The organism is Paenibacillus sp. FW104-T2, assembly GCF_058789975.1.
Genome location: NZ_JBYTCE010000027.1, coordinates 58,442 through 68,010 on the forward strand (window position 1 = coordinate 58,442; position 9,569 = coordinate 68,010).

Genomic DNA, 9,569 nt, shown 5'->3' on the forward strand with positions numbered 1-9,569 from the left:
GAATGCAGTACGCCGCGATAAACGGAAATGTGGTTCATATGGCGGCAGCCGTGGTTCCGGTAACGGATCACGGCTTTTTGTACGGACTGGGCTTGTTCGAGACTTTTCGGACTTATCAGGGCGTCCCCTTCTTGCTGGAACGCCATCTGGAACGAATGGCCGCAGGTTGTGCGGAGCTTGGAATTCCATTTACTACGACAGTTGAGGAACTGAAGGACTGGATCGATCGTCTGCTGCAGGCAAATGGGCTTCAGGATGCTTACGTACGATACACAGTTTCGGCAGGTGAAGCTGCGCTAGGATTGCCCTCCGGGGACTATGAACGCCCCAATCATATTGTATTTGCAAAAGCATTACCTGAGCCCTCTCCATCCTTATACGAGAAGGGCAAAATGCTTCAGTGCTTATCGACGGTTCGCAACACACCTGAAGGGAATATACGATTCAAATCACTGCACTACATGAACAGCATCCTGGCCAAACGGGAATTGAATGGATACGGTAAGCCTGCTCAAGGGGCGGAAGGCCTGCAGCTGACCCGGGAAGGCCATGTGGCGGAAGGCATTGTCAGCAATGTATTCTGGGTGAGGCAGGGTGTTCTCCATACACCGTCCATCGAGACAGGGATTTTACCAGGCATCACTCGGGCAGCAGTTCTGGAACTTGCAGCTGATATGGGATTAGCGAGCGCCGAGGGCTTGTTCACCTGGAATGAGCTGCAGGAAGCAGATGAGATATTTCTGACAGGATCGGTAGCAGAGCTCGTGCCGGTTACGACTTTACGAGGACAGAACGGAAACGAAACGATAATCAGTAACGGACATATCGGCCCGGTTACAGCAGCACTTCTGGGTATGTACCGTCAGAAAGCGGGGTATACTTCATGACACTCACACCAGTCATTTACGAACGGAACTATTCATGGGGGCCAGCTGAACTCAAGCTTGGTACACGGACACAGATCATGGGTATCCTTAACGTTACGCCGGATTCCTTCTCCGATGGCGGACGCTACAATCAGGTAGACCTGGCAGTTGCCCATGCGATACAGATGATGGAGGATGGAGCAGATCTGATTGATATCGGAGGCGAATCGACACGCCCAGGGTCGGAGACCGTCAGTGCCGAGGAAGAACTCAGCCGAATCATACCTGTGATCGAAGCATTGAAGCTTCAGGCACCGCATATCCCAATATCCGTGGATACCTATAAGGCGGAAGTTGCAAGGCAGGCTATCCTATCCGGTGCTCACATCATTAATGATGTATGGGGAGCCAAGGCAGACCCGGATATGGCCCGCACGGCTGCAGATCTGGGATGTCCAATCATTTTAATGCACAATAGACCCGAGCGGGATTACACAAGTTATCTGGATGATGTGGTTCAAGATTTGCAGGAAAGCATCCAAATTGCCTTGAACGCCGGAGTGCAACCGGATCAGATTATTCTCGACCCTGGTATTGGCTTCGTGAAGGATATTACGGAGAATCTGACTCTGATGTCCTCCCTTGGGCTTCTTAATGAGTTGGGGTATCCGGTTCTGCTGGCTACTTCACGAAAGCGATTCATCCAGAACACCCTTCAAGTGCAGGCAAGTGACGCAGTGGAAGGGACGGCAGCAACGGTTGCATTCGGCATCGCCCAAGGCTGCCAGATGGTTCGGGTTCATGATGTGAAGCCGATTCGTAGGACGGCGGATATGTGTGATGCCATGTTGTATACCTCTCCGGGTCTGCGGAGGAAATAACCTGGCGGGTCCGATTGACCCGCTCTAGGAGCGCAGCGTTTTGCACGAGGTAACGAACGAGTAGTAATAAACAATCTCAATAATAATAGAAAGCGGGCGAATCTTATGGATAGAATGGTGCTGCATCGGATGGAATATTACGGATATCATGGTGTATTTGCAGAAGAGCGGAAGCTCGGACAACGCTACTACATAGATCTGGAATTGGATATGGATCTTGGGGAAGCTGGGCGTACAGATGATCTGACCAAGACCGTTAATTATGCCGAAATTCATGAGCTTGTGAAACATATTGTTGAAAACAAATCATTCCAGTTAATTGAAGCTTTGGGCGAACATATTGCATCTTCGTTACTGGACACTTATACTATTATCAATGCGTTGACAGTTAAGGTGACGAAGCCGCATCCACCGTTTGATATTCATTTTGAGGGCGTAACGGTAGAGCTTCGCCGCACAAGAAAGTGAGAACCGATCATGACTGCACATTCGACCTCTGAACATTCAGAGGCTTATATTGCTTTAGGGGCCAATTTGGGTGACCGGGAACAGACGCTGCTTGAAGCGCTGACGTTACTCGATGCACACCCTGATATAGAAGTCCTTCGTTGTTCATCGCTATATGAGACAGAGCCTGTAGGTTATGTGGATCAGCCTTCATTTTTGAATATGGCTGCTGCAGTACAGACGCGTCTTACTCCCGAGCAGCTCCTGACCGAATTGCTGGATGTCGAGAATCGGCTTGGGCGAGTTCGCGATATTCGCTGGGGTCCTCGAACAGTAGATCTCGATTTGCTCTGGATGAATGGGCAGAGTCGGGATACCGAATTGCTTCAATTACCACATCCGCGGATGGGCGAACGGGCATTTGTGCTTGTTCCATTGTCAGATATCGTACCTGAAGGCGAGCTTTCAGGCTTGTATACCTATGTACACTCATCGTTGTCTGTACTTGATGGAAAGGATGGAATACAGCTTTGGAAAACGTGCAACTGGCAAGCCGCATCCGGGCCTTTCGGAAGCTGAAAGGTTTAACACAACAGGAACTTGCAGCTGGTACTGGCATATCGCTTGCTATTCTGGGAACGATTGAACGGGGGAACCGCAAGGTATCCGAACAGGAGCTGGAGCGCATTGCGAGCGTGCTGAACATCAGCGTTGAAGAAATGCAGGGTAAATAGAGTTCATTCACTATATAGTCGCTCATGAGTATATAAATTGTTTTATGAAGACACATATCGTTAATCGTTGATTGTATATAGCACACCAGGACCGGGATTCATATAAGAATCCGCGGTATTCAGAAGGAGAGAAACACAGAAATGCTGAAAATCGGTGGCATTGAAATGAAAAACCAGGTCGTACTTGCGCCGATGGCTGGCGTGTGTAATCCGGCTTTTCGCCTGATTGCAAAGGAATTCGGGACAGGGCTTGTATGTGCGGAAATGGTAAGTGGCAAAGCCATCGTGCATGGCAACAAGCGTACACGTGAGATGCTGTTTGTAGATGAGCGGGAGAAACCGCTTAGCCTGCAGATTTTTGGTGGAGACCGTGAAGCGCTTGTAGAGGCAGCCAAGATTGTAGACAAAGAAACCAACGCGGATATCATCGACATCAACATGGGATGCCCTGTGCCAAAAGTAACGAACTGTGATGCAGGAGCGCGCTGGTTGCTTGATCCGAACAAAATCTATGATATGGTATCCGCTGTTGTGGACGCAGTCGAGAAGCCTGTGACCGTCAAGATGCGTATCGGCTGGGATAACGAGCACATTTTCGTCGTTGAAAATGCACTCGCGGTAGAACGTGCTGGAGGTCAGGCGGTAAGTGTGCATGGCCGTACACGAGAGCAGCTCTATACAGGTACAGCTGACTGGTCCCATATCAAAAATGTAAAAGAGGCAGTCTCCATTCCGGTGATCGGAAACGGTGATGTATCTTCTCCTGAAGATGCACGCCGCATGCTGGACGAAACGGGCTGTGATGGGGTCATGATCGGCCGAGCTGCACTGGGTAATCCCTGGATGCTGTATCGTACTATTCAATACCTGAGTTCCGGCGAATTGCTCCCTGATCCGGGTGCAGAAGAGAAAATCCGTGTTGCCATTCTCCATATGGATCGTCTGATTGCTTTGAAGAATGAGGCCGTAGCGGTTAAGGAGATGCGTAAACATCTGGCTTGGTACCTGAAAGGATTGAAAGGCTCTGCACGCATCAAGGACGTTATTATGGAAGGAACTAAACGTGATCAGATGGTACAGATTTTGGAGAACTTTGTAGGCCAGATTCAAAATGAAGAGCACGTTGATGCGGAATCAGCAGTAGCCGAAAATGCATCCTGATCCTGTCCTGTAAAACGTTTACAGATATAAGGGGCGTAACATTGACTTTTCGAGACCGTTCCCCTATAATTTCACAGTATAAATTCGCCATGTGCGTTATAAGGCTAGTGCATCAGGAGGAACGTTCTGTTTCTCTGGAGAACTTCATATAGTTTTGAAGATATATGCGGTCGGAGCTCTGTATTCAGCATTGGTTCCGTTCCCGTGCAATCAAATTATTCCCATGACAGGAGAATCGGTTGAGATGAGCGATAAGGAAGTTATCCTTACACAAGAGGGACTCAAGAAGCTGGAAGAAGAACTGGAAACACTGAAATCGGTTAAGCGCCGCGAAGTGGCTGAACGGATCAAAGTAGCCATCGGGTATGGCGATATCAGTGAAAACTCCGAATACGAAGATGCGAAGAATGAGCAAGCCTTCATTGAAGGTCGTATCATCACTCTGGAGAAAATGCTTCGGAATGCGCGGATCATCAACAGCGATGAAATTGATACCGATGCGGTAAGCGTAGGTGCAACCGTAACTGTAGAAGATCTGGAATTCGGAGATATTACAGAGTACACCATTGTAGGTACCGCGGAATCCAATCCGCTTCAGAACAAAATATCGAACGAAAGCCCTGTTGGAAAAGCCATTTTGGGCAAGAAAAAAGGCACCGTTGTTGACGTAAGCGTACCAGCTGGCGTAATTCAATATAAAATTGTAGATATTAAGAAGCAATAGTTAGTATTGTAATGAAGCAGTCGGGCACTGAGACAAAAGCTTCCTTAGGGAAGCTTTTTTCAACATTTGAGGAAGAATACATCTGAGGATGTCTGCAATGTAAATAAGGAGATGAATATAGATCATGACGGATGAAGTCTTGAATCAGGAAACCGAACTTAGCGAGCTTTTGCAAATTCGCCGCGACAAATTGGACGAGCTCCGCAAATTGGGAATCGACCCTTTTGGCCAAAAATACGTACGTACCGAAGAAGCCGGTTCTATTCTGAAGAAGTATGAAACACTGACCAAGGAAGAGCTGGAAGAGAAGCAGATCGTAGTCAGTATTGCCGGACGGATTATGGCGAAGCGGGGAATGGGTAAGGCAAGCTTTGCGCATATTCAGGACCTGAGCGGCAGAATCCAGATCTATGTTCGTCAGGATACGGTAGCTGAGGACAAGTTTGCGGCTTTCAGCCTGCTGGACCTCGGTGATATCGTTGGAGTTAGCGGTGTAGTCTTCAAGACCAAAACCGGTGAAACTTCAGTTAAAGTAAAAGATTTGGAGGTACTGTCCAAGTCGCTGTACCCGCTTCCGGATAAATATCATGGTCTCACTGATGTAGAGTTGCGTTATCGTCAGCGCTATGTGGACTTGATCATGAATCCGGAAGTACAACAGACCTTTATTACACGTTCCAAAATCATTCAGTCGATGCGCCGCTACCTGGACTCCCTTGGCTATCTTGAAGTGGAAACTCCTACACTGCACAGCATCGCTGGTGGTGCGGCTGCACGTCCGTTCATTACGCATCATAATGCGCTCGACATGGAGCTGTACATGCGTATTGCAATTGAGCTTCACTTGAAACGTCTGATTGTAGGCGGACTCGAAAAAGTGTATGAAATCGGCCGTGTCTATCGGAATGAAGGGATGTCGACTCGTCACAACCCTGAATTCACGATGATTGAGCTGTATGAGGCTTATGCCGACTATAAAGATATCATGCAATTGACCGAAAATCTGGTTGCTCATATTGCGCAGGAAGTGCTTGGAACACAAGTGATCCAATATGCTGACTACCAAGTAGATCTTACTCCGCAATGGCGCCGTGTAACGATGGTAGATGCGGTTAAGGAAGTCGTTGGTGTGGACTTCTCCGTGCAAATGACAGATGAAGAAGCTCACCAGCTGGCCAAAGAGCACAAGGTTCCGGTAGAGCCGCATATGACGTTTGGCCACATTTTGAATGCATTCTTTGAACAGTTTGTTGAAGAAACACTAATTCAGCCAACGTTTATTATGGGACACCCGGTTGAGATTTCTCCGCTGGCGAAGAAAAGTGATGCAGATCCGCGTTTCACAGACCGCTTCGAGCTGTTTATCGTTGGACGTGAGCACGCGAATGCCTTCACCGAGTTGAATGATCCAATTGATCAGCGTCAACGCTTTGAAGCACAACTGCTGGAGAAAGAACACGGGAATGATGAAGCACACGAAATGGATGACGACTTCATTCGTGCACTCGAATACGGAATGCCGCCAACAGGCGGATTGGGTATCGGGATTGATCGTCTGATCATGTTGCTCACCAATTCACCGTCCATTCGTGACGTACTGCTCTTCCCTCACATGCGTCCACGTACGCAAGAATAATAAGGAACGTATTACACGTTCATAATAGAAGAGGAACCTGCCATTCAGTATCATGCTGGGGCAAGTTCCTCTTTAGGTTTACATAGGACGCTTTCCAAGGCTCCTTGGTTCGTTTTGATCTGATTACAGATTGTATTATGTTAAAAGAGGTGCCCTTCATGAAATTCAGGCTTCACATTGCCAAATTTCTGTCACCCCCGCTTATTTTGGTTGGCGGTTTCCTACTGATTATCTCTATTGGTACCATTCTGCTGATGCTGCCTATTTCAAACCGAAGCGGTGAGCATCTGGCGTTCATTGATGCGTTATTTACGGCGACTTCAGCAGCTTGTGTGACCGGACTTGTCGTTGTGGATGTAGGAACGACGTTTAATCTGTTTGGACAGATTGTCATCATGGTACTCATGCAGCTTGGTGGACTCGGCTTCATGACCATTGCAACGCTGTTTGCACTTGTCCTGGGTAAACGGATATCCCTCAAAGACAGACTGCTTCTGAAAGAGGCCATTAATGCAGACAGCATGGAAGGTATTGTGCGCATTATCCGTAAGGTACTGATTTTTTCCTTTACGATTGAGGGTGTGGCTGCTGTGATCCTGGCTTTGCGCTGGGCAGCCGAAATGCCTCTGGGACAAGCAGCCTACTATGGGATATTTCACTCGGTTTCCCTGTTTAATAACGGTGGATTTGACCTGTTTGGCAACAGCTTTCAGCATTATACCGGGGACCTGTTGTTTAACCTAACTGCATCTGTGCTCGTTATATCTGGTGGACTCGGTTTTGTGGTTCTAAATGACCTGTTTGAGTTTCATAAACGTCGTCGTTTGTCGCTTCAGTCGAAGCTGGTACTTTCCGTGTCTGGTGCGCTGATTGGTATTGGAGCCCTTGTGGTGTTTATCTTTGAATTCACTAATGGACATACACTTGCTTCGCTGACCTGGCCCGAGAAGATCTATGCTTCTATCTTCCAGTCTGTGTCTACAAGATCGTCTGGAACAAGCTCGATTGATATAACGGAGATGAGACAGGCGACTCAGTTTTTCTTCATACTGCTCATGTTTATTGGAGCTTCACCGGGTTCAACCGGTGGCGGAATCAAGACAACGACGTTCCTGATTATGATTGGAGCGGTATATGCCATGATCCGCGGCAATAAGGATATTGTGTTTTTCCGTTCTCGTGTTCCCAAAGAACTGCTCATGAGGGCATTGACCATCATTATGGTCTCGTTAATCATCTTCATGATTGTGGTCATGCTCCTGCTTACAACCGAAGATGCCTCATTCCTGCCACTGATGTTTGAAGCTGCTTCTGCGATAGGTACGGTGGGTCTGTCCGTAGGGGTGACTCATGAATTAACGGATATAGGAAAATTGATTATCTGTTTTACGATGTTTGTTGGCCGGATCGGACCATTAACCATTGCGTATGCGCTTCGTCCGCGTAAAGAGAAGAAGTTGTACCGTCATCCGGAAGGCCGGATTATTATCGGATAGAGAAAAACCGTCAGACAGCGGTCTACCTCCTGCAATAACAGGAAGTGGACTCGAAACGTCTGGCGGTTTTTTTGTTTTATGGGCATGTCTTCTGTTGTTCAAGGTTTCGTTAAGTCTAGTTGTAATAAAACAGTACAAAGTTTTATTCTTCTGCACGACACAATGCTGCAAGATGTAGTGAAAGAGCATTTTCCATAATTTCAGAGGTCATCTGATCGGGTCTGAGTACTGCGTGAATGGACAGTCCGTCCACCAGGGCATAGAGACGCTCTATCTCCAGTTCTTCATTGAGGTTAGCTCGTGAGAGATTAAGTTTAACAATGTACGTGATGACAGTAGCCACAGCTTGTCTGATTTCATCATAAACCTTGTCAGCGAGTGCTTTGAGAGCCGGATCAGTTTTAGACTTGGCTGTAAAAGCAAACCACACCTCCATTTCGGCCATTTTTTCGTCCGTGTTCGGCATGAATTCGAGCAGCAGAAGTTTCATATTCTCCATAGGAGAACCGTTGAACGACATCTGCTTAATTCGGTTTGATACCCTTTCGGATACCAGATTCATTGCATATAGGAGTAATTCGGATTGAGTTGAGAAATAGTGACGCATTGAACCGGCAGATATTCCTGCTTCTTCAGCAATATTTCGGACAGATGCTTGCTCCATGCCATCTCTGCGTATGATGCGCCAAGCTGCTTCAGCAACAAGGAGTCGCTGTTTGTCATGATCTACTATTTTAGGCATATGTGAATTATAACACTGTTGCTTAATATAATACAAACGTGTTAAATTGTATTTAGCACAATTGTGTTATAAAGGGAGGGGTTATCGTGATTGCCTATTTCATAATAGGATGTGAAATTGCCTTTTGGATTTTCGTTGCTGCCGGACTATCTGTAAGATACCTGCTAGGTATGAAGCGTCTGGGTGTTGGTTTACTGATGACGACACCTGTTATCGATTTATTGTTATTAGTGGCTACGGTTATGGATCTGCAAAGAGGGGCTACAGCGAGTACGGTGCATGGCATCGCAGCCATATATATAGGTGTCAGTATTGCTTTTGGTCATCAGATGATTGCATGGGCAGATCGATACTTTCTATTTTGGTTTAGAGGTGGAGAGAAACCACGCAGCAGGAAAGCATACGGAAGCGAGCATGCAAGTCAGGAACGGCATGGATGGTTTCGACATCTGGCTGCCTACATCATAGGGAGTTCTTTCTTATTGATTATGATCTGGTGGATTGGTGATCCTGCCCGTACTGAAGCATTCGTGAACATCGTAAGAGTGTGGGGAGTTATATTGGTCATCGATTTCATAATCAGTTTCAGTTATACCCTTTGGCCCAGAAAGATGCCTATGAAGAAAGTGGAGTAGAGAATATTTCAATTATTCAGAACGTCCGTATCACCAGATGGACATGTGCTCATTGAGACCGTTTGTACATGTCCATTATAGCCCTAACATCCAGGCAGGTAATAAAACATAGTATCGGAAGTGATTATGATCTGGTTATTGAAGTGTATGTAGTAAATATAATTTTTTAGAAAAAGTACTTGCATAAAAAATCTGTACATGGTATATTCTAATTCCGGCCAAGAAAACACGAGAAACACGGTGCGGT

General features: G+C 46.9%; 11 protein-coding genes. 10 read left to right on the forward strand and 1 reads right to left on the reverse strand.

Features of this window, described 5'->3' with window-relative positions; all coding sequences use genetic code 11:
• The first annotated feature begins 2 nt into the window (after positions 1 to 2).
• The 9 genes from AC3WQ3_RS25595 to AC3WQ3_RS25635 all read left to right on the forward strand — a co-directional run bounded on the left by AC3WQ3_RS25595 (position 3) and on the right by AC3WQ3_RS25635 (position 7,945).
• Entirely contained in the window at positions 3 to 887 is an 885-nt protein-coding gene (locus AC3WQ3_RS25595) for an aminotransferase class IV (protein WP_492474049.1), read from the forward strand.
• Entirely contained in the window at positions 884 to 1,747 is an 864-nt protein-coding gene (gene folP / locus AC3WQ3_RS25600) for a dihydropteroate synthase (RefSeq protein WP_492474050.1), read from the forward strand. Before AC3WQ3_RS25595 ends, folP begins: the two co-directional genes overlap by 4 nt.
• 105 nt (positions 1,748 to 1,852) lie before the next feature.
• Positions 1,853 to 2,215 (forward strand): dihydroneopterin aldolase, encoded by a 363-nt coding sequence (gene folB, locus AC3WQ3_RS25605; protein ID WP_095362233.1) that lies wholly within the window; start codon positions 1,853 to 1,855, stop codon positions 2,213 to 2,215.
• Positions 2,216 to 2,224: 9 nt separating this feature from the next.
• Positions 2,225 to 2,773, forward strand: a complete 549-nt coding sequence (gene folK, locus AC3WQ3_RS25610) for a 2-amino-4-hydroxy-6-hydroxymethyldihydropteridine diphosphokinase (protein WP_492474051.1) — start codon at positions 2,225 to 2,227, stop codon at positions 2,771 to 2,773.
• On the forward strand, positions 2,725 to 2,928 hold the full coding sequence (locus AC3WQ3_RS25615) for a helix-turn-helix domain-containing protein (RefSeq protein WP_095293384.1): 204 nt from the start codon (positions 2,725 to 2,727) through the stop codon (positions 2,926 to 2,928). The genes folK and AC3WQ3_RS25615 overlap by 49 nt, the downstream gene beginning before the upstream one ends.
• A 141-nt stretch (positions 2,929 to 3,069) precedes the next feature.
• A complete protein-coding gene (dusB, locus tag AC3WQ3_RS25620) occupies positions 3,070 to 4,089 on the forward strand; it encodes a tRNA dihydrouridine synthase DusB (protein ID WP_110756297.1) in 1,020 nt (339 codons plus the stop codon).
• Between the two features lie 244 nt (positions 4,090 to 4,333).
• A complete protein-coding gene (greA, locus tag AC3WQ3_RS25625) occupies positions 4,334 to 4,813 on the forward strand; it encodes a transcription elongation factor GreA (protein WP_095293395.1) in 480 nt (159 codons plus the stop codon).
• Positions 4,814 to 4,937: 124 nt separating this feature from the next.
• Positions 4,938 to 6,449: a lysine--tRNA ligase gene (gene lysS / locus AC3WQ3_RS25630; RefSeq protein ID WP_127540895.1), complete on the forward strand. Its 1,512-nt coding sequence runs from the start codon at positions 4,938 to 4,940 to the stop codon at positions 6,447 to 6,449.
• Positions 6,450 to 6,607: 158 nt separating this feature from the next.
• Positions 6,608 to 7,945 carry a TrkH family potassium uptake protein gene (locus AC3WQ3_RS25635; protein ID WP_492474052.1) on the forward strand — a complete coding sequence of 446 codons (1,338 nt, stop codon included), beginning with the start codon at positions 6,608 to 6,610 and terminating at the stop codon, positions 7,943 to 7,945.
• Between the two features lie 142 nt (positions 7,946 to 8,087).
• On the opposite strand, the gene AC3WQ3_RS25640 is transcribed toward AC3WQ3_RS25635, so the two are convergent.
• Positions 8,088 to 8,687, reverse strand: a complete 600-nt coding sequence (locus tag AC3WQ3_RS25640) for a TetR family transcriptional regulator C-terminal domain-containing protein (protein WP_154896908.1) — start codon at positions 8,685 to 8,687, stop codon at positions 8,088 to 8,090.
• Between the two features lie 86 nt (positions 8,688 to 8,773).
• Here AC3WQ3_RS25640 and AC3WQ3_RS25645 point away from each other — a divergent pair, with 86 nt between their 5' ends.
• Positions 8,774 to 9,322 (forward strand): 2TM domain-containing protein, encoded by a 549-nt coding sequence (locus AC3WQ3_RS25645; protein ID WP_336784334.1) that lies wholly within the window; start codon positions 8,774 to 8,776, stop codon positions 9,320 to 9,322.
• The last annotated feature ends 247 nt before the right edge of the window (positions 9,323 to 9,569 follow it).